This window comes from Streptomyces sp. NPDC047525 (genome assembly GCF_040643025.1).
Lineage (GTDB): Bacteria > Actinomycetota > Actinomycetes > Streptomycetales > Streptomycetaceae > Streptomyces > Streptomyces durmitorensis.
Genome location: NZ_JBEYTL010000008.1, coordinates 292,450 through 312,312 on the forward strand (window position 1 = coordinate 292,450; position 19,863 = coordinate 312,312).

Genomic DNA, 19,863 nt, shown 5'->3' on the forward strand with positions numbered 1-19,863 from the left:
AGGTGCCTTCGCGACCCGTACCCTGCTGGTCGAACACAAGCGATCAGTGTCAGGGGCGGGCGATGGAGCAGACACACACCTCCCAGAACGGTGCGACGGCGGCGATGCCGGGCGCCCAGCGCCGGGTTCTGGTGGTCGAGGACGACCCGACGATCGTCGACGCCATCGCCGCCCGGCTACGCGCCGAGGGTTTCGTAGTGCAAACGGCGGGAGACGGTCCTTCGGCGGTCGACACCGCGCAGGCCTGGCAGCCCGACCTGCTGATCCTGGACATCATGCTGCCGGGCTTCGACGGGCTCGAAGTGTGCCGCCGGGTGCAGGCCCAGCGGCCGGTTCCCGTCCTCATGCTGACGGCGCGCGACGACGAGACGGACATGTTGGTCGGGCTCGGTGTCGGCGCCGACGACTACATGACCAAGCCGTTCTCCATGCGGGAGCTCGCGGCCCGCGTGCACGTCCTGCTGCGCAGGGTCGAGCGGGCCGCGCTCGCCGCGACCACGCCGCGCAGCGGGATCCTGCGGCTCGGCGAGCTGGAGATCGACCACGCCCAGCGGCGGGTCAGGGTCCGCAGCGAGGACGTACATCTGACGCCGACGGAGTTCGACCTGCTCGTCTGCCTGGCCAACACCCCGCGTGCGGTGCTCTCGCGCGAGCAGCTGCTCGCCGAGGTGTGGGACTGGGCCGACGCGTCGGGCACCCGGACCGTCGACAGCCACATCAAGGCACTGCGCCGGAAGATCGGCGCCGAGCGCATCCGTACGGTGCACGGCGTCGGGTACGCCCTGGAGACCCCGACCCCGTGAGGTGAGCCGTCCGATGACCGGTCCCTTCGGCGGGCTGCGGCCGTTCTCCATCAAGACCAAGCTCGGCACCCTGGTGGTCGTCTCGGTCTTCATCACCACAGGCCTCCTGATGGTGGCGATGAAGACGGAGACGGAGCTGCGCTTCATCACCGTCTTCTCGGTGATCGCCACGCTGCTGATCACGCAGTTCGTGGCGCACAGCCTCACCGCGCCCCTGGACGAGATGAACTCCGTGGCGCGCGCCGTCTCGCACGGCGACTACACGCGCCGGGTGCGCGGCGCCGACCGCCGTGACGAGCTGGGCGACGTGGCCACCACGATCAATCGCATGGCGGACGACCTGGAGGCCCAGGACCAGCAGCGCAAGGAGCTGGTCGCCAACGTCTCGCACGAGCTGCGCACCCCCATCGCGGCGCTTCGCGCGGTCCTGGAGAACGTCGTCGACGGAGTCTCCGCCGCCGACCCGGAGACCATGCGCACGGCCCTGAAGCAGACGGAGCGGCTCGGGCGTCTCGTGGAGACCCTGCTCGACCTCTCCCGCCTGGACAACGGCGTCGTACCGCTACGGGCCCGCCGCTTCGAGGTGTGGCCCTACCTGTCGGGCGTCCTGAAGGAGGCCAACATGGTGGCCTCCGCGCGCGCGGGCATCGCGTCGGGCTCCGGCAGCCACACCCGCACGGACGTGCATCTGCACCTGGACGTCACGCCGCCCGAGCTGACCGCGCACGCGGACGCGGAGCGGCTGCACCAGGTCGTGGCCAACCTCATCGACAACGCGGTCAAGCACAGCCCGCCGCACGGCCGCGTCACCGTGCGCGCCCGGCGCGGCCTCTACCCCGAGTCCCTCGACCTGGAGGTCCTGGACGAGGGCCCCGGCATCCCGGAGTCGGAGTGGCACCGGGTCTTCGAGCGCTTCAACCGCGGCAGCCACGCCAACGCCACCCCTCATGGGCCCGGCAGCGACGGCGGCACCGGTCTCGGCCTCGCCATCGCGCGCTGGGCTGTCGACATGCACGGCGGGCACATCGGTGTGGCCGAATCCCCTCGCGGCTGCCGCATCCAGGTCACCCTTCCGGGCCTGCCCGAAGTGCGAAGTTGACGTAGGGTTCGAAACGGAAGCGATTCGCGGGCGCATCGGAAGCGCGCCCGGGTGACGCCGCCGCGCTGGGCACGGCCCGCGCGGCCATCTGGCGTTGCGGAACCTCGCTTGTTTCCCGCCATTTACAGCCCCGAAACCATCGATCCAGTGTGACTTACGCGACGGATGACGGGGCCGGTCTGCACCTGACGGCGATGGAGGCGTAGCCTTTATTTCCGCTGTCCATCACCTTGTGAAGCGGAAGAGGGCGGTTACCGCCGTGTCGTCACAGTCCCCCAGTAGCTCGAGCATCTCGACCGACCAAGACGGGCAAGGCAAGAGCCCTGCTGCTGCCTTCGGTCCCAATGAGTGGCTCGTCGACGAGATCTATCAGCAGTACCTCCAGGACCCGAATTCGGTCGACCGAGCCTGGTGGGACTTCTTCGCCGACTACAAGCCGGGAGCGGGCGCGTCACCTGCCGCTGCCCCGGCCAAGCCGGCGGGTGACGCAGCCGCGGGGGCTGCGGCCACCACGTCCCCCGCAGCTCCTGCCGCACCCGCCGCCGCCCCGGCCGCGCCCGCCGCGCCCGCCGCTCCTGCGGCGAAGCCCGCGGCCGCCGCGGCCCCGGCCCCCGCCGCGAAGCCCGCAGCCGCGAAGCCCGCCGCCAAGGCGGAGCCCGCGGCCCCTGCTGAAACGGCCCCGGCAGGACCCGAGTACGTGACGCTGCGCGGCCCCGCCGCCGCGGTCGCGAAGAACATGAACGCCTCGGTGGAGGTCCCGACGGCCACGTCGGTCCGCGCCGTGCCGGTGAAGCTGCTCTTCGACAACCGCATCGTCATCAACAACCACCTCAAGCGCGCCCGCGGCGGGAAGATCTCCTTCACGCACCTCATCGGGTACGCGATGGTGCAGGCCATCAAGGCCATGCCGTCGATGAACCACTCCTTCGTGCAGAAGGACGGCAAGCCGACGCTGGTCAAGCCGGAGCACATCAACTTCGGCCTCGCCATCGACCTGGTGAAGCCCAACGGCGACCGCCAGCTGGTCGTCGCGGGCATCAAGAAGGCCGAGACCCTGAACTTCTTCGAGTTCTGGCAGGCCTACGAGGACATCGTCCGCCGTGCACGCGACGGCAAGCTCGGCATGGACGACTTCACCGGCGTCACGGTCTCGCTGACCAACCCCGGCGGCCTCGGCACCGTCCACTCGGTCCCCCGCCTGATGCCCGGACAGTCGGTCATCATGGGCGTCGGCTCGATGGACTACCCCGCGGAGTTCCAGGGCACGTCCCAGGACACCCTGAACAAGCTCGGCATCTCGAAGGTCATGACGCTCACGTCGACCTACGACCACCGGGTGATCCAGGGCGCCGCCTCCGGCGAGTTCCTGCGCATCGTCGCGAACCTGCTGCTCGGCGAGGGCGAGTTCTACGACGAGATCTTCAAGGCCCTGCGCATTCCTTACGAGCCGGTCCGCTGGCTCAAGGACATCGACGCCTCGCACGACGACGACGTCACGAAGGCCGCCCGCGTCTTCGAGCTGATCCACTCCTACCGCGTCCGCGGCCACGTCATGGCCGACACGGACCCGCTGGAGTACAAGCAGCGCAAGCACCCCGACCTGGACATCACCGAGCACGGCCTCACCCTGTGGGACCTGGAGCGCGAGTTCGCGGTCGGCGGCTTCGCCGGCAAGTCGATGATGAAGCTGCGCGACGTCCTCGGCGTCCTGCGCGACTCGTACTGCCGCACCACCGGCATCGAGTTCATGCACATCCAGGACCCGAAGCAGCGCAAGTGGCTGCAGGACCGCATCGAGCGGACCCACGCCACGAAGCCCGAGCGCGAGGAGCAGCTGCGCATCCTGCGCCGGCTGAACGCCGCCGAGGCCTTCGAGACGTTCCTGCAGACGAAGTACGTCGGCCAGAAGCGCTTCTCCCTGGAGGGCGGCGAGTCCGTCATCCCGCTGCTCGACGCCGTCATCGACAGCGCCGCGGAGTCCCGCCTGGACGAGGTCGTCATCGGCATGGCCCACCGCGGCCGCCTGAACGTCCTCGCGAACATCGTGGGCAAGTCGTACGCCCAGATCTTCCGCGAGTTCGAGGGCAACATGGACCCCAAGTCCATGCACGGCTCCGGCGACGTGAAGTACCACCTGGGCGCCGAAGGCACCTTCACCGGCCTCGACGGCGAGCAGATCAAGGTCTCGCTCGCGGCGAACCCGTCCCACCTGGAGACGGTCGACCCGATCATCGAGGGCATCGTCCGCGCCAAGCAGGACATCATCAACAAGGGCGGCACGGACTTCACGGTCCTGCCGGTCGCCCTGCACGGTGACGCGGCCTTCGCGGGCCAGGGTGTGGTCGCCGAGACGCTGAACATGTCGCAGCTGCGGGGCTACCGCACCGGCGGCACGGTCCACATCGTCATCAACAACCAGGTCGGCTTCACCGCCGCCCCGGAGTCGTCGCGCTCCTCCATGTACGCCACGGACGTGGCGCGCATGATCGAGGCGCCGATCTTCCACGTGAACGGCGACGACCCCGAGGCCGTCGTGCGCATCGCGCGCCTCGCCTTCGAGTTCCGCCAGGCGTTCAACAAGGATGTGGTCATCGACCTCATCTGCTACCGCCGCCGCGGGCACAACGAGTCGGACAACCCGGCGTTCACGCAGCCGCTGATGTACGACCTGATCGACAAGAAGCGCTCGGTGCGCAAGCTCTACACCGAGTCCCTCATCGGTCGCGGCGACATCACCCTGGAAGAGGCCGAGCAGGCGCTTCAGGACTTCCAGGGGCAGCTGGAGAAGGTCTTCACGGAGGTCCGCGAGGCCATCTCGCAGCCCGCCGAGGCCGAGGTCCCGGCCCCCGAGGCCGAGTTCCCGGTGAACGTCGACACGTCGATCTCCCAGGAGGTCGTCAAGCGGATCGCCGAGTCCCAGGTCAACATCCCCGACCGGGTCACCGTCCACCCGCGTCTGCTGCCGCAGCTGCAGCGCCGCATGTCGATGGTCGAGGAAGGCACGATCGACTGGGGCATGGGCGAGACCCTCGCCATCGGTTCGCTGCTCCTCGAAGGCACGCCGGTCCGTCTGTCGGGCCAGGACTCGCGCCGTGGCACGTTCGGTCAGCGTCACGCGGTCCTCATCGACCGTGAGACGGGCGAGGACTTCACGCCGCTCCTGTACCTCGCCGACGACCAGGCGCGCTACAACGTCTACGACTCGCTGCTCTCCGAGTACGCGGTGATGGGCTTCGAGTACGGCTACTCGCTGGCCCGCCCCGAGTCCCTCGTCATGTGGGAAGCGCAGTTCGGTGACTTCGTCAACGGCGCGCAGACGGTGGTGGACGAGTACATCTCGGCCGCCGAGCAGAAGTGGAACCAGCACTCCGGCGTCACGCTGCTCCTGCCGCACGGCTACGAGGGCCAGGGACCGGACCACTCGTCCGCCCGCATCGAGCGCTTCCTCCAGCTGTGCGCGCAGAACAACATGACGGTCGCGATGCCGACCCTTCCGTCGAACTACTTCCACCTCCTGCGGTGGCAGGTGCACAACCCGCACCACAAGCCGCTGGTGGTCTTCACGCCGAAGTCGATGCTGCGCCTCAAGGCGGCGGCCTCGAAGACGGAGGAGTTCACGACGGGTGGCTTCCGCCCGGTCATCGGCGACGACTCGGTCGAGGCGTCGGCGGTCCGCAAGGTCGTCTTCTGCTCCGGCAAGCTGTACTACGACCTCGAGGCCGAGCGGAAGAAGCGCGAGGTCACGGACACCGCGATCATCCGCATCGAGCGTCTGTACCCGCTGCCGGGTGCCGAGCTCCAGGCCGAGATCGCGAAGTACCCGAACGCCGAGAAGTACCTGTGGGCGCAGGAGGAGCCGGCGAACCAGGGCGCGTGGCCCTTCATCGCCCTCAACCTCATCGACCACCTGGACCTGGCGGTCGGCGCGGACATCCCGCACGGCGAGCGCCTGCGCCGCATCTCGCGGCCGCACGGCTCGTCCCCGGCGGTCGGTTCGAAGAAGCGCCACGAGCAGGAGCAGGAGCAGCTCCTCACCGAGGTCTTCGAGGCGTGAGCGCCGTTCGCTGACGTCAGCCGTACGTGACCGGGCCCGCCCCGCGGTGTGAACCGCGGGGCGGGCCCGGTTCGTCGTACGTCAGGTGCTCGGCTTGTCGCGGCAGGAGCGGGCGTCGATGGAGCCCGCGCTCGGTTTGTAGTGGCTGATCCAGTTGGGTTCCTCGTCGGCGAGGTTCGGGACCGACGCCTCGAAGTCCTTGATCCAGGCGCTGCTGTCGACGTAGTCCTTCACGAACTCCCGCAGCCTGACGCAGTCCGCGCGGTTCCCCTTGGCCAGGCCGATTCCGTAGTGCTGCGGCGCCCCGATCGTCAGGCCGGGGACCACGCGCAGGCCCTCGGCGGCGTGCTGCCGGGCGAAGCCGTACAGGATCATCTGGTCGGTGGAGACCGCGTACGCCTCCCCGGCGAGGAGCTGGTCGACGCAGTCGGAGGCGTCGGTGAGCGTGATCAGGTCGGCGCCCACGCGCTTGAGCTCCTTGAGCGCCTCCACGGACGTCGTGCCCTCCCAGGTGCAGACCGTCCTGCCCTTGAAGTCCTCCCGTTTCGTGGCGTCCTTGCCCTCCTTGCCGACGAGGAATCCCTGACGGGTGGTGGCGTAGGGGCCGACGAAGTCGATCTGCTCCATGCGGGGCGGTGTGATGGAGAAGGCGGCGATGACCATGTCGGTGTCGCCGTTGACCAGGTCGGGGACGCGGTCCGCGGAGGACACGTTCGCCGGCTTGGACGTCTTGATCTTCAGGTCGTCCTTCAGCTGTCCGAGCAGCAGATGGTCGAAGCCCGAGCGGCGGTAGTTGTCCTCGTACGAGACGCCGGGCAGGTCCCCGTGCATCTCCACGCTGATCTGGGACTTGCCGAGGAAGGTCGGCTCCGACTCCTCGCCGCAGGAACTCGCGCCGACCATCGTGCAGGCGAGGAGGAACGCCAGCAGGGCCGTGGTCCTGCGCGGTCTCACGCTCATCCGGATCACCTCCCCTCAGCCGTGCAGCACGGCGTCGTCTACGGACACGGCCATCCGGCAGCCCGGGTCCGTGTGGACGGTCACGTCGACCCGCAGCGCTCCATGGGCCCCGCCGAGCGGCAGGTCGACGGCCTGTCCCGCGCGCACGTCGGTGTGCGAGCTGTTCTCGCCGGCGCCCCGCAGCGCGACGGTGAGGTGGGTCTCCGGAGTGCAGGACTGGGCGTCGGGCACGGCGTCGCGGACCATCAGGGCGAGACGCAGATGCGTACGCGAGGGAGCGTCGGACACCACCACGGACAGCAGGTCCCCGTCCTCCACCGGCCCCCGGCTGATCTCGGCCCGGCCGGTCACGTCCACCTCGCCGTGCTCCGTCAGCCGGTCCACCCAGAGCAGGGCGCCGACGGCGAGGAGGACGGAGAGCGCCGAGACGAGGGCCTTCGTCGCGGACGGGGCGACGATCCCGACGATGCGGGCGCCCGCGAGCAGGAGGGCGAGCCCCAGCAGCACATAGACGCCCGCGTACTGGCTCTGTGGCCCCTCGGGCGCGATGACCAGGGCCGTCGTGCCCAGGCCGAGGACGATGACGAAGGGCGGCCAGTTCCACACCCGCCAGGTCGACGCGTCGCCCATGGCGTTCTTCAGGCCGTCGCCGAGGACGAGGCTGATGACGAAGTCGCCGAGCACGCGGCCGACCGCGACCGCCTTGTTCCCCTCCGCTCGGGTCTCGGACCGGCTGGGCCGCTGGGTCCGGGCCGTGCGGGGGCTCATCTGCCGCTCTGCGGGTCGCCGTCGAAGTTGATGGTGAAGTCGCCCTGCACCGTCTCCACGGCGACCGCGTGCTTGCCGTACGCGTGTGCGCCGCCGCCCTGCCGTGCCCCGGCCGCGGCCCGCTCGATGTGCCCGCGCAGCGCGTCTGCGCCGAGCTCACCTCCGGCGAGCCACTGCCCCACCGCGGTCTCCAGGGCGCCCCGCGCCTCTTCGGGCAGACCGGCTATCGCACCCGCGGCGGCGGTGGCGGTGTCCTCGTCGTCCCCGCGCGGCCTGCGCAGCACGACGTCGAGGAACGTCCGGCCCCGCGCCACGACGCTCTGGGCCACCTCGTCACGGGCGGTGGTCGCGACGGCTGCCCCCATGGACAGCGCGGCCGAGCTGAGGAACGCGGCGATGGCATCGGCGGACGTCAGCAGTTCGGACAAGTCGGTTCTCCTTCCCGCGTCATGCGCGGCGACCGGGCCCTGCGCATGGACACGCGGTGTGCGAACACCCCTCCGGAAAAAGGGAGTTACCCGCGCTGGGGCTGGTGCACACCATGCCCTGTGAAACTGTTGTCCTGAGGCCGATCCGCCATTCCGTACGCTTGGTGAACCATCACGACCATGTACGCACGCAGGAGACGAGCCCCATGTACTTCACCGACCGTGGCATCGAGGAGCTGGAGAAGCGGCGCGGCGAGGAGGAGGTCACCTTCGAGTGGCTCGCCGAGCAGTTCCGGGTCTTCGTGGACCTCAACCCGGACTTCGAGGTCCCGGTGGAGCGTCTCGCCACCTGGCTGGCCCGTCTGGACGACGAGGACGAGGACGAGTAGGGCACGTCATCTGACGAGCGCCGGGGCCAGCTCGCGCCACTGGGGCAGCGGCAGCGCTCCCGGCTCGCTCGTCAGCACCTGTACGCAGACGTGGTCGGCGCCCGCAGCGAAGTGTTCCTCCACGCGCGCGTGGAGGGCGTCGACGTCTCCGTAGGCGACGAGCGCGTCCACCAGGCGGCGGCTCGGCCCGCCCACGGTGTCCTCGTCCCCGAATCCCATCCGCCGTACGTTCGCGGCCTGGTGGGGCGCCCTGGCGACATACCCGGCGACATGCGCGGCGGCAACCTCGCGGGCCCGCCCCAGGTCGGTGTCCAGTACGACGGCCTGCTCGACCCCCAGGAACGCGTCCGGCCCCATGATCTTGCGCGCGAGCGCGGTGTGCCCGACGGTCACGAAATACGGGTGGGCGCCCCAGGTGCGCTCCGCCGCGAGCCCCAGCATCTTCGGGCCGAGGGCGGCCAGCACCCGGCGCGGGGCGGGGTCGGGGACGGGGCCGTGTGCGGGGGACGCGTCCATGGCGTCGAGGTAGCGGCGCATGGTCGTCAGCGCCTTGCCGCGCGTGGGAACGGGGAAGCCGTCCACCTCGGAGACGCTCTCGTCGACCCGGTGACCGCCGAGCCCCAGCAGATACCGCCCGGGGAACGCCTCCCCCAGCGTGCGCTCGGCGGTGGCCATGACGAGCGGCTCCCGGAAGGCGATGTTGGCGATGCCGGACGCGACGACGATGCGCCGCGTCGCCCCGAGCAGCAGCCAGGCCTGGCCCACCGCGTCGCGCCCGAACGCCTCCCCGTACCAGAGCGCCCCGTACCCCAGCTCCTCGATCTCCGCGGCTGCTTCCCGTACCCGCCCGGCGGGCTGCCCCTCGAAGTCGAGGGTCCAGATGCCCACGCGCCCCAGCGAACCGGTCATGTCGCTCTCCCCACCCCATCGTTCCGGAGAGCCTCTCCGGATACCGGCGGCTACAATACGGAGAAGCTCTCCGCTTATCCACCCCCACCGAGCATCAGGGCGGCCGGAGACAGAGGAGAGGATGGGGCCATGACCGACGGCAGTAAGGCGGCACCGGGCGCCACTCGGCAGCCCCGCGCGGACGCGCTGCGCAACCGTGAGCGGATCGTGGCGGTGGCGCGCGAGACGTACGCCGAGGCGGGGCCGGAAGCGTCCCTCAACGAGATCGCCCGCCGCGCGGACGTGGGCCCCGGCACGCTCTACCGGCACTTCCCGAACCGCGCCGCCCTCCTGACGGCGGTGCTCAAGGACCGTATCGACGCGCTGTGCGGCACCGCGCAGGAGCTCCTCGCGGCCGACTCCGCGGACGACGCGCTGGACGACTGGCTCCGCGCGTTCCTGGCGCACGCGCGCGTGAACCAGGGCCTGGGCGGCGCCTTGATGATCGAGGAGCTGGAGACCCCGGACGCCCTGGGCTTCGACTGCCACCAGCGCATCCACGACACGGCGGCGAGCCTGCTGACCCGGGCACAGACGGAGGGCACGGCCCGCGAGGACCTGCTGCCCGGTGACATGGTCCAACTGGTGGTGGGAATCGCCCTGTCGACCCCGCACGACGCACCGGACCCCGGTCGGCCCGGCCGCCTGCTGACTCTCGCGCTGGACGCGATCCACACACGCGGACAAGGCCCGTCCCGGGTGAGCGAGGGGCCCGGGCAGGGCTGAGCAGGGCCCCGGGGCTCGGGGTCTGCCCGGGTCGACCCGCTCAGCCCCGCCCGGACCCGGCGTCAGCCGCCCGCACCCTGTCGTACGCGAACCCCAAAGAGCCGTGCACCATCAGGAGCACGCCCGCCACGGCCCATCCCCCGCTGCGCCGCCGCACGGCCCACGCGGCGAGCGGCAGCCCGGCGGCCATCTGCGCCACGGCCAGCGCGCGAGCCCGCGGCCCCCGCAGCCACGGCCCGAAGCGCCCCCGCTCGACGACGTCGAGCTCCGCCCGCACCGCGTCCCGCCACCCCGACCACTCGACCTCCCGCACACCCGGCACGACCCGCGCCACCGCGCGCAGCCGGTCCGCGGGCTCACCGGGACCGAGGCCGGTCGGCAGCGCCACTCCCGCCCGCGCGAGGACGGCGAGCAGACCCAGGAGCCGTGCACGGGCGTCGGCCTCCGTGTCCGGGCGCCCCAGGGCCTCCAGGGACTGCATGTCCAGGACGGGGTCGAGCCCGAGGCGCGCGGCGAAGGTGCGCAGCGCCTCGTCCTCGCCGACGGGCGTCCCGTTCGCCAGCCATACGTATTCGACGGTGCGCCGGAAGCCCGCCGCGAGGGTGCAGCCCGACCGGTCGGAGTCCCACCACAGCGCGAGCACCGGCCAGGTCGACCCGACGGCGAGCGCGGTGGCCCACCCCGTCAGGACCCGGTCCACCGGTTCGTCACCGTGCACCCAGGGCTTGCCCTCGGGCACGAGCACGCTCCACTCGTGGCCCGCGTCGGCGAGCAGCATCCGTTCGCGCAACAGGCGGGCGGCGGGCTCGACCACGTCGGGTTCGGCCCGGCAGAGCAGCAGTGCACCGGCGGCGGCGTGCTCGAAAGCTTCGGACGACATGGCCCCACGCTAGGTCAAATCACCATATTCGGCGCAGAGAAGCGAGGGTGTCTTGACTTTCCGTTACCGCGATATATCGTGTATCTCAGAGACGCGATATGGCGCGTTGCGAGCCGGGCTTCCGGGCCCTCCCGTCCACCGTTGTCCAGCACGCCCGAGGAGGTCAGCCCGATGTCAGAGTGGTCCGTCGCCGAGCCCCAGAAGCTCACGTTCGACGCCCCCGTGAGGACACTCCATGTGCGCGTCGTCAACGGAACAGTGAACGTCGTGGGCACCGACGAAGTTTCCGCCCGGCTCGAGGTCTCCGAGATCGAGGGGCCGCCGCTGACCGTCACGCAGTCGGACGGCACACTGTCCGTCGCCTATGACGACCTGCCCTGGAAGGGCTTCCTCAAGTGGCTCGACCGCAAGGGCTGGCGCCGCAGTGCCGTGGTCTCGCTGGCCGTCCCGGCGGGCACCCGCGTCGAGGTCGGCGTCGTCGGGGCCGGCGCGGTGGTCTCGGGGATCGAGGGGCGCACGGAGGTCAAGGGCGTCACCGGCGACACCACCCTCGTCGGCCTCTCGGGCCAGGTCCGCGCCGACACGGTCTCGGGCAGCGTGGAGGCCCAGGGCATCACGGGCGACCTGCGGTTCAACTCGGTCTCCGGTGACCTGACCGTCTTCGAGGGCGCGGGCTCCTCCGTTCGGGCAGATTCGGTGAGCGGCTCGATGATCGTGGACATCGACCCGACGGGCGCACCGGCGGACATCGGCCTGACGAGCGTCTCCGGTGAGATAGCGATCCGGCTGCCCCACCCGACGGACGCGGACGTGGAGGCGAACACCGCGAGCGGGTCGGTGTCCAACGCGTTCGAGGACCTGCGGGTCAGCGGCCAGTGGGGCGCGAAGAAGATCACCGGCCGACTGGGCTCGGGCAGCGGAAAGCTCAGGGCGACGACGGTCTCGGGCTCCATCGCGCTGCTGCGCAGGCCGCCGACGGAGGAAGATCCGTACGACGAGGTCCCACCGGCCGCGTCCCCGTCGGACGCGACGGACCCGACAGAAGCCGCGGACCCGACGGACACTCCCCCGACCGACGACGCCGCCCCGACCGACAAGAAGGTGCTCTGAGATGGCCCCCGTGTTCGCCCACGGCCGACTGCGCCTGTATCTGCTGAAGCTCCTCGACGAGGCCCCGCGCCACGGCTATGAGGTGATCCGCCTCCTGGAGGAGCGCTTCCAAGGGCTGTACGCACCTTCGGCCGGGACGGTCTACCCCCGCCTGGCGAAGCTGGAGGCCGAGGGCCTGGTCACGCACACCACGGAGGGCGGCCGCAAGGTGTACGCCATCACGGACGCGGGCCGCGCCGAACTGGCCGACCGCAGCGGTGAGCTGGCCGATCTGGAGCTGGAGATCCGTGACTCCGTCGCCGAGCTCGCCGCCGAGATCCGGGACGGCGTGCGGGGCGCGGCCGGTGAGCTCCGCCGTGAGATGCGGGAGGCGGCCAAGGAGGCGCGCGCGTCCGGCGGCAAGCCCGAGGACAAGAACGGCTCCGGCTCCGGCTCCGGCAAGGCCTTCCCCGACCCCTCGGACTTCTTCGACGGCTCCTGGGGCGACAAGGAGGGCTGGCGCCAGGCCAAGGAGGAGTTCAAGCGCGCCAAGCAGGAGTGGAAGGAGCAGGCACGGCGGGCGAAGGACGAGACCCGCAGGGCCCGCGAGGACGCCCAGCGCGCCCGCCGCCAGGCGCAGGACGCACAGGCGACCGCCCGCGCCCAGGCGCAGGAGGAGGTGCAGCGCATCGCACGGCGCGTCCAGGACCAGGTGCAGGACCACTTCACGCGGGGCGACTGGCCGACGGGGGTGCGCGAGGGCCTGACGGAACTGGCCAAGGAGTTCGGCGAGTTCGGCAAGAACGCAGGCAGCGCGGGCAAGGACTTCGGCCGCAAGGGCACGCGGTCCACCGCCGAGGAGCCCACGTTCACGGACGCCCGCGAGGACGAGGTCCCCACGGAGTACGTCCCGGACTGGGCCCAAGAGGACACCACGGGCCATCCGGCACGTGACCTGGACCGCCTCCTGGACCGCTTCCGCGACGACATCCGCGACACGGCCCGGGACCACGGCGTGACGGAGGACCAGCTCCGCGACGCCCGACGCCACCTGTCGTCGGCGGCAGCGCACATCGCCGCGACACTGCGTACGCCGAAGCCGTGACCGGGGCGGCCGGACCCCCGGCCGCCCCTCGGATCCATCCGCTCAAGCGGCGCCCTCGCCGTACAGCACCCTCTCCACCGACTCATGGGTCACGCCATGGTCCGCGAGCACCTCGCCGACCGGGCCGGGGCGGACCGTCAGGGCGAACAGGATGTGCTCGTCGCCGATGTGCCGGTCCCGGCGGGCGGTGGCGATGCGCAGGGACTTCTCCAGGGTGTCCTTGGCCTCACGGGTGAAGGGGCGGTGCCCGGTCCAGCCGAGGCCGGGCCGCCGGGCCTTGCGTCCGCCCGCCAATGCGCCCACGCCATGGGCCTCCTCGACCCGGGAGACGATCTCGGACACGTCGATGCCGAGCTCGGCCAGCGCCTGCGTGTCGGCCTGCGAGAGCCCCCCGCGGCGCCGCGCCTCGGCCAGCGCGGTCTCGATCGACTCCCGGCGGCGCGTGGCCCCGAGCGAGGCCAGGGCGAAGGACGCCCGGCTCGCCTCGCGGTCGAGCAGCGCGAGCAGCATGTGCCCGTCGTCGACGGAGTCCGCACCCTCACCCTCGGCATGCTCGACCGCGCCCTTGACGACGGCGCGGGCGTCCTTCGTGAACCGCTCGAACATCACTGCCTCCCGTACTTCTTGTGCACGGCCTGCCTGCTCACTCCGAGCTCCGCGGCGATCCCCTGCCACGACCAGCCCTGCAGGCGCGCACTGCGCACCTGCACGGCCTCCAACTGCTCCACCAGCCTCCGCAGCGCGGAGACGGCCCGCAGTCCGACTCGTGGGTCACGGTCACCCGCACGCTCGGCGAGATCCGTAGCTTCGGTCATGCATGTCAACTTACGTTGACAGGAAGACCGTGTCAACCACAGTTGACACGGGTGAAGTGATGCATCGAGGCAGCTTCGGCCTCAGGCCTCAGGCCTCAGACCTGAGGCCTCACGCCTCAGACCTCCAGCACGATCTTCCCGAACTGCTCGCCGGACTCCATGCGCTCGAAGCCCTCACGCGCACGGTCCAGCGGCAGCACCTCGTCGATGACGGGGCGCACGCCCGTGGCGGCGCAGAAGGAGAGCAGGTCCTCCAGTTCGTCCTTGGACCCCATCGTCGAACCGACGATCTTCAGCTCCAGGAAGAAGACCCGCGTCAGCTCCGCGTGCGAGGGCCTGTCACCACTGGTCGCGCCCGAGATCACCAAAGTGCCGCCCGGCTTGAGCGACTTGATGGAGTGCGACCACGTCGCCGCCCCCACCGTCTCGATGACGGCGTCCACCCGCTGCGGAAGGCGCGCGCCCGACTCCACCGCCTCCACCGCGCCCAGCTCCAGGGCCCGCTTCCGCTTGGCCTCGTCGCGGCTCGTGGCGAATACCCTCAGGCCCGCCGCCTTGCCGAGGACGATCGCGGCCGTGGCGACGCCGCCACCGGCGCCCTGGACGAGGACCGAATCCCCGGGACGCACACCGGCGTTGGTGAAGAGCATGCGGTACGCGGTGAGCCACGCGGTCGGCAGACAGGCCGCCTCGGCGAACGACAGCTCCTTCGGCTTCGGCAGCAGATTCCACGTGGGCACGGAGACCTGCTCGGCGAACGTCCCCTGGTATTTCTCGGTGAGGATCGAGCGGCCCTCGTCGGGGCCGACCCCGTGCCCGGTCTGGCCGATGACGGAGTGCAGGACGACCTCGTTGCCGTGCTCGTCGATGCCCGCGGCGTCACAGCCGAGGATCATCGGCAGCCTCCCCTCGGGGAGGCCGACCCCGCGCAGGGACCACAGGTCGTGATGGTTGAGGGAGGCGGCCCGGACGTTCACGGTCGACCAGCCGGTACGGGCCTCGGGGGCGGGGCGCTCCCCCAACTCAAGGCCACTGAGCGGCTGGTCACGGTCGATGCGGGCGGCGTAGGCGGCGAACATGAGGCAGACGATAGGCGCGCGCCCTACCCGCACGTAACCGGAAGCCCCTGTGACACACCCCGCACCGGACCACACACGGTCAGCCGCCGACGGCGAGGTCCCGAAACGAGAGACGTCCACCCGTTCAAGAAGCTGGAACGGGTGGACGGGCGGGAAACGCATGGGCCCCGCCACAACGTGACGGGGCCCAAGGCCCAGGGGCCAGGAAAAATCAGCGGCGAGCCACGCCCTCGGCCCGAGCGGCAGCGGCAACCGCCGCGGTGACCGCCGGGGCGACCCTCTCGTCGAACGGCGAGGGGATCACGTAGTCGGCGGACAGCTCTTCGCCCACCACGCCGGCCAGCGCCTCCGCGGCGGCGATCTTCATCGTCTCGGTGATCCGCGAGGCCCGCACCTGCAGCGCGCCCGCGAAGATGCCGGGGAACGCGAGCACGTTGTTGATCTGGTTCGGGTAGTCCGAACGCCCCGTCGCGACAACAGCCGCGTACTTGTGGGCGATGTCCGGGTGCACCTCGGGGTTCGGGTTGGCCATGGCGAACACGAACGAGTTCGGCGCCATGGAGGCGACCGCGGGCTCGGGGACGGTGCCGCCCGAGACGCCGATGAACACGTCCGCACCCGCGAGGGCGCTCTCCAGCGAGCCGCTGAGCCCGGCCTTGTTGGTGATCTCCGCGAGTTCACGCTTGACCGGGGTGAGGTCGTCCCGGTCCCGGCTCACGACGCCCTTGCGGTCCGCGACCGCCACATCGCCCAGGCCCGCCTCGAGCAGGAACTTGGCGATGGCGACACCGGCCGCACCCGCGCCGGAGATCACGGCACGCAGCTCACCGAGCGTGCGCCCGGTCAGCCGCGCCGCGTTCCGCAGCGCGGCGAGCGTCACGACCGCCGTGCCGTGCTGGTCGTCGTGGAAGACCGGAATGTCGAGCCGCTCCTGGAGCTTGCGCTCGATCTCGAAGCAGCGCGGCGCCGAGATGTCTTCGAGGTTCACGCCGCCGAAGGACGGCGCCATGCGCACGACGGTCTCGACGATCTCGTCCGCGTCCGTCGTCGCGAGCGCGATCGGAACCGCGTCCACGCCACCGAACTGCTTGAACAGAATGGCCTTGCCCTCCATCACGGGGAGGGAGGCCTCGGGACCGATGTCACCGAGACCGAGCACGGCCGTGCCGTCGGTGACCACGGCCACGACGTTCGACTTCCATGTGTAGTCGTTCACCAGCTCCGGCTGCTCGGCGATCGCGGTGCACACTTTCGCGACGCCAGGCGTGTACGCCAGGGACAGGTCGTCCTTGTCCCGCACCGGCACAGTGGCCTGCACGGCCATCTTGCCGCCACGGTGCAGCGCGAACGCCGGATCGAAGGGCTCTTCGGCGCCTTCGTGACCCGTACTGCTGTCGCTGCGAGGATTGACGATCTCCGCTGCCACTTGTCTTACCCCTTAAGTCTTAAATCATCAGTTGAGGGTGTCCACTCCTGGTTGAGAAGTGGGCGGGCACCGCGTCTGTTCTCCGCCTGTCGACGGAGGGAGGTACAGACACGCGAGCGCGCCGCACACGCGCTCTGGGCCCCGGATGAGGGGTGTAACGCACCTTTCTACCTGACGGCGCGGGGCACGGGCGAGTGGGATTGGTTACCTGAGGTGCCCCTGGTCCTTGTAGTGGTCCAACAAGAACGGACGACGGGCCCATGCCCGGATTTTCCGAAGAGCGCACGCCGCCGGTCCACATCGCGAGATTCACCCGAGATCCACCGAAGATCTCAAATGGCGGTACTTCGTTCCAGGCCGGTACGGCCCGGTTGTCCCGGCCTGTCTGGGTACCGCGATCACCCGTTATCCGATTTTGACATCTCTGGCACCCAGAATCGGACGGTCCGAATGGCAAGATGCCGTCATCACACGAGGTCGCGACACCCGAAGGTGTGTGCACGACCGCTCGGCAACTCCCTCATCCGCCGGAGGACCCTCATGACCGCACGCTTCATCTGTCGTACCACCGCCGGTAAGTCCGCGAAGTCCCGGATGGCCACGGTCGGCGCGATCGCGGTCGCCGGCGCGCTGCTGCTGTCCGGCTGCGGCGACCAGACCAAGAGCAAGGACGAGGGCGGCGAGAAGGTGAGCAACGCACCGCTCGCCGACAAGCTCCCCAAGGACATCCGTGACGCCGGAGTCATCAAGGTCGGTTCGGACATCGCGTACCCGCCCGTCGAGTTCAAGGACAAGTCCGGCAAGACCGTCGGCATCGACCCCGACCTCGGCGACGCGCTCGGCAAGCAGCTCGGCGTGGAGTTCCAGTTCGACAACGGCACCTTCGACACCCTGCTCGGCGGTCTGCGCTCCAAGCGCTACGACCTCGCGATGTCGGCCATGACCGACACCAAGAACCGCCAGGAGGGCGTCGACGAGGAGACCGGCAAGAAGATCGGCGACGGCGTCGACTTCGTCGACTACTTCACGGCCGGCGTCTCGATCTACACCAAGAAGGGCGACGATCAGGGCATCAAGACCTGGTCCGACCTCTGCGGCAAGAAGATCGTCGTCCAGCGCGGCACCGTCTCGCACGACCTCGCCAAGGCCGAGTCGAAGAAGTGCAAGGGCGGCAAGAAGATCGCCATCGAGTCCTTCGACAACGACCAGCAGGCCCAGACCCGACTGCGCTCCGGCGGCGCGGACGCGGGCTCGTCCGACTTCCCGGTCGCCGCGTACGCGGTGAAGACCTCGGGCGGCGGCAAGGACTTCGAGCTGGTCGGCGAGCAGGTCGAGGCCGCTCCGTACGGCATCGCGATCTCCAAGAAGAACCCCGAGCTGCGCGACGCGATCAAGGCGGCGCTCGACGCGATCATCAAGAACGGCGACTACGACAAGATCATCTCGAAGTGGGGCGTCGAGGACGGCGCGGTCAAGGAAGCCAAGATCAACGGCGGCAAGTGACCGCGCAACCGTCTCGCCGCTGAAAGGCCACTTTCGTGACTACCGACATCTCCAAGAAGGGCCCGGAGGACACACCCCCGTCCTCCCGGCCTGAGGCCATCAAGGCCATCCCGGTCCGGCACTACGGCCGGTACGTCGCCGCGCTCCTCGCCATCGGCGCGTTCGCCGCGATCGTCTACGCCTTCGCTCAGGGCGACATCAACTGGGACGCGATCCCCGACAACTTCTTCGACGACCGCATCCTCAAGGGCGTCCGCGAGACCCTGCTCCTGACCTTCCTGTCGATGCTCATCGGCGTGGTCGGCGGCATCCTCCTCTCGGTGATGCGCCTGTCGAAGAACCCGGTGACCTCGTCGATCGCCTGGTTCTACATCTGGTTCTTCCGGGGTACGCCGGTCCTGGTCCAGCTCTTCATCTGGTTCAACCTCGGCTTCGTCTTCGAGTACGTGAACCTCGGCCCCGTCTACAAGGACGAGTGGTCGGACTTCATGACGCCGTTCCTGACGGCGCTGCTCGGCCTGGGCCTCAACGAGGCCGCGTACATGGCCGAGATCTGCCGCGCCGGTCTGCTCTCGGTCGACGAGGGCCAGACCGAGGCGTCCCAGGCGCTGGGCATGAGCCACGGCAAGACGCTGCGCCGCGTCGTGCTGCCGCAGGCGATGCGCGTGATCGTGCCGCCGACGGGCAACGAAGTCATCAACATGCTCAAGACGACGTCCCTGGTGGCCGCGGTCCAGTACTTCGAACTGCTGCGGTACGCCCAGGACATCGGCACCTCATCCGGCGCCACCGTCGAGGCCCTGCTGCTCGCCGCGGCCTGGTACCTGATCATGACCTCGATCCTCTCCGTCGGCCAGTTCTACCTGGAGCGTTACTACGCGCGCGGTTCGTCGCGCTCGCTCCCGGACACCCCGTTCCAGAAGATCAAGGCCAATATGTTGTCCCTTGGCAACCGCTCGGGAGTTGGTCACTGATGACGACCGCCATGGTGAAGTCCGAAGGCGTCCACAAGTCCTTCGGCAACGTCGAGGTCCTCAAGGGCATCGACCTGGAGGTCAAGTCCGGCGAGGTGTTCTGCCTCATCGGCCCGTCCGGCTCCGGCAAGTCGACGTTCCTGCGCTGCATCAACCACCTGGAGAAGATCAACGCCGGGCGGCTCTACGTCGACGGCGAACTGGTCGGCTACCGGCAGAAGGGAGACAAGCTGTACGAGCTCAAGGACAGCGAAGTCGCCCTCAAGCGCCGGGACATCGGCATGGTCTTCCAGCGCTTCAACCTCTTCCCCCACATGACCGCCCTCGAGAACGTCATGGAGGCGCCGGTCCAGGTCAAGGGCGAGACGAAGTCGGCGGCCAGGGCACGCGCCGGACAGCTCCTGGAGCGGGTCGGCCTTGCCGACAAGGCCAAGAGCTACCCCTCCCAGCTCTCGGGCGGCCAGCAGCAGCGTGTGGCCATCGCCCGCGCGCTCGCGATGGAGCCGAAGCTGATGCTCTTCGACGAGCCGACGTCGGCGCTCGACCCGGAGCTGGTCGGTGACGTCCTTGACGTCATGCGCGATCTCGCCGAGTCCGGCATGACGATGATCGTCGTCACGCACGAGATGGGCTTCGCGCGCGAGGTCGGCGACAGCCTCGTCTTCATGGACGAGGGCGTGGTGGTCGAGTCCGGCCACCCGCGCGACGTCCTGACGAACCCGCAGCACGAGCGGACGCAGTCGTTCCTCTCGAAGGTTCTGTAAGGCGCAGGTTCTGTAGGGCGAAGATTCTGTAGGGCGCAGGCGCTGCAAGGCGC

At 69.9% G+C, this 19,863-nt stretch carries 19 protein-coding genes; 10 read left to right on the forward strand and 9 right to left on the reverse strand.

Annotated features, from left to right (window positions below):
* Positions 1 to 62 precede the first annotated feature (62 nt).
* From ABZ833_RS24810 to ABZ833_RS24820, 3 genes are all read left to right on the forward strand, one after another.
* A complete protein-coding gene (locus ABZ833_RS24810) occupies positions 63 to 803 on the forward strand; it encodes a response regulator transcription factor (RefSeq protein WP_249587795.1) in 741 nt (246 codons plus the stop codon).
* 13 nt (positions 804 to 816) lie between these two features.
* Positions 817 to 1,902, forward strand: a complete 1,086-nt coding sequence (locus ABZ833_RS24815; RefSeq protein ID WP_351163773.1) for a HAMP domain-containing sensor histidine kinase — start codon at positions 817 to 819, stop codon at positions 1,900 to 1,902.
* Between the two features lie 259 nt (positions 1,903 to 2,161).
* Positions 2,162 to 5,956, forward strand: coding sequence for a multifunctional oxoglutarate decarboxylase/oxoglutarate dehydrogenase thiamine pyrophosphate-binding subunit/dihydrolipoyllysine-residue succinyltransferase subunit (locus ABZ833_RS24820; RefSeq protein ID WP_361050161.1), 3,795 nt, complete (start codon positions 2,162 to 2,164; stop codon positions 5,954 to 5,956).
* A gap of 81 nt (positions 5,957 to 6,037) precedes the next feature.
* Here ABZ833_RS24820 and ABZ833_RS24825 read toward each other — a convergent pair whose 3' ends face one another.
* Genes ABZ833_RS24825 through ABZ833_RS24835 form a run of 3 tightly spaced genes read right to left on the reverse strand, consistent with a single transcriptional unit; the run spans position 6,038 to position 8,112 of the window.
* A complete protein-coding gene (locus ABZ833_RS24825; protein WP_361050164.1) occupies positions 6,038 to 6,916 on the reverse strand; it encodes a transporter substrate-binding domain-containing protein in 879 nt (292 codons plus the stop codon).
* Positions 6,917 to 6,931: 15 nt separating this feature from the next.
* The gene (locus ABZ833_RS24830) at positions 6,932 to 7,684 is read right to left on the reverse strand and encodes a hypothetical protein (protein WP_361050167.1); all 753 of its coding nucleotides are present in this window, start codon (positions 7,682 to 7,684) and stop codon (positions 6,932 to 6,934) included.
* Positions 7,681 to 8,112 (reverse strand): hypothetical protein, encoded by a 432-nt coding sequence (locus ABZ833_RS24835; RefSeq protein WP_361050170.1) that lies wholly within the window; start codon positions 8,110 to 8,112, stop codon positions 7,681 to 7,683. The genes ABZ833_RS24830 and ABZ833_RS24835 overlap by 4 nt, the downstream gene beginning before the upstream one ends.
* A gap of 206 nt (positions 8,113 to 8,318) precedes the next feature.
* Here ABZ833_RS24835 and ABZ833_RS24840 point away from each other — a divergent pair, with 206 nt between their 5' ends.
* The gene (locus ABZ833_RS24840; protein ID WP_361050173.1) at positions 8,319 to 8,501 is read left to right on the forward strand and encodes a DUF6104 family protein; all 183 of its coding nucleotides are present in this window, start codon (positions 8,319 to 8,321) and stop codon (positions 8,499 to 8,501) included.
* Positions 8,502 to 8,507: 6 nt separating this feature from the next.
* Here ABZ833_RS24840 and ABZ833_RS24845 read toward each other — a convergent pair whose 3' ends face one another.
* Positions 8,508 to 9,410: a TIGR03620 family F420-dependent LLM class oxidoreductase gene (locus tag ABZ833_RS24845; RefSeq protein ID WP_361050176.1), complete on the reverse strand. Its 903-nt coding sequence runs from the start codon at positions 9,408 to 9,410 to the stop codon at positions 8,508 to 8,510.
* 129 nt (positions 9,411 to 9,539) lie between these two features.
* On the opposite strand from ABZ833_RS24845, the gene ABZ833_RS24850 reads away from it, so the two are divergent.
* A complete protein-coding gene (locus tag ABZ833_RS24850) occupies positions 9,540 to 10,175 on the forward strand; it encodes a helix-turn-helix domain-containing protein (RefSeq protein ID WP_361050179.1) in 636 nt (211 codons plus the stop codon).
* A gap of 40 nt (positions 10,176 to 10,215) precedes the next feature.
* Here the strand turns inward: ABZ833_RS24850 and ABZ833_RS24855 are convergent, their stop codons facing one another.
* A complete protein-coding gene (locus ABZ833_RS24855; protein WP_361050182.1) occupies positions 10,216 to 11,055 on the reverse strand; it encodes a hypothetical protein in 840 nt (279 codons plus the stop codon).
* 171 nt (positions 11,056 to 11,226) lie between these two features.
* Here ABZ833_RS24855 and ABZ833_RS24860 point away from each other — a divergent pair, with 171 nt between their 5' ends.
* The gene (locus ABZ833_RS24860; RefSeq protein ID WP_361050185.1) at positions 11,227 to 12,165 is read left to right on the forward strand and encodes a DUF4097 family beta strand repeat-containing protein; all 939 of its coding nucleotides are present in this window, start codon (positions 11,227 to 11,229) and stop codon (positions 12,163 to 12,165) included.
* Between the two features lies 1 nt (position 12,166).
* Positions 12,167 to 13,249 (forward strand): helix-turn-helix transcriptional regulator, encoded by a 1,083-nt coding sequence (locus ABZ833_RS24865; RefSeq protein WP_361050188.1) that lies wholly within the window; start codon positions 12,167 to 12,169, stop codon positions 13,247 to 13,249.
* 42 nt (positions 13,250 to 13,291) lie between these two features.
* On the opposite strand, the gene ABZ833_RS24870 is transcribed toward ABZ833_RS24865, so the two are convergent.
* The 4 genes from ABZ833_RS24870 to ABZ833_RS24885 form a co-directional block, all read right to left on the reverse strand.
* On the reverse strand, positions 13,292 to 13,855 hold the full coding sequence (locus ABZ833_RS24870) for a Clp protease N-terminal domain-containing protein (RefSeq protein ID WP_361050191.1): 564 nt from the start codon (positions 13,853 to 13,855) through the stop codon (positions 13,292 to 13,294).
* Positions 13,855 to 14,064 carry a helix-turn-helix domain-containing protein gene (locus ABZ833_RS24875; RefSeq protein ID WP_190081985.1) on the reverse strand — a complete coding sequence of 70 codons (210 nt, stop codon included), beginning with the start codon at positions 14,062 to 14,064 and terminating at the stop codon, positions 13,855 to 13,857. Before ABZ833_RS24875 ends, ABZ833_RS24870 begins: the two co-directional genes overlap by 1 nt.
* 116 nt (positions 14,065 to 14,180) lie before the next feature.
* Positions 14,181 to 15,143: a zinc-binding dehydrogenase gene (locus tag ABZ833_RS24880; RefSeq protein WP_249587806.1), complete on the reverse strand. Its 963-nt coding sequence runs from the start codon at positions 15,141 to 15,143 to the stop codon at positions 14,181 to 14,183.
* A gap of 211 nt (positions 15,144 to 15,354) precedes the next feature.
* A complete protein-coding gene (locus tag ABZ833_RS24885) occupies positions 15,355 to 16,569 on the reverse strand; it encodes an NADP-dependent malic enzyme (RefSeq protein WP_361050194.1) in 1,215 nt (404 codons plus the stop codon).
* A gap of 540 nt (positions 16,570 to 17,109) precedes the next feature.
* Here ABZ833_RS24885 and ABZ833_RS24890 point away from each other — a divergent pair.
* The 3 genes from ABZ833_RS24890 to ABZ833_RS24900 are packed head-to-tail and all read left to right on the forward strand — an operon-like array spanning position 17,110 to position 19,810.
* Complete coding sequence (locus ABZ833_RS24890) at positions 17,110 to 18,072, forward strand: ABC transporter substrate-binding protein (protein WP_361050197.1); 963 nt, start codon at positions 17,110 to 17,112, stop codon at positions 18,070 to 18,072.
* A gap of 35 nt (positions 18,073 to 18,107) precedes the next feature.
* Positions 18,108 to 19,046: an amino acid ABC transporter permease gene (locus ABZ833_RS24895; protein WP_249587809.1), complete on the forward strand. Its 939-nt coding sequence runs from the start codon at positions 18,108 to 18,110 to the stop codon at positions 19,044 to 19,046.
* Positions 19,046 to 19,810, forward strand: a complete 765-nt coding sequence (locus ABZ833_RS24900; protein ID WP_361050200.1) for an amino acid ABC transporter ATP-binding protein — start codon at positions 19,046 to 19,048, stop codon at positions 19,808 to 19,810. Before ABZ833_RS24895 ends, ABZ833_RS24900 begins: the two co-directional genes overlap by 1 nt.
* Positions 19,811 to 19,863: the final 53 nt, after the last annotated feature.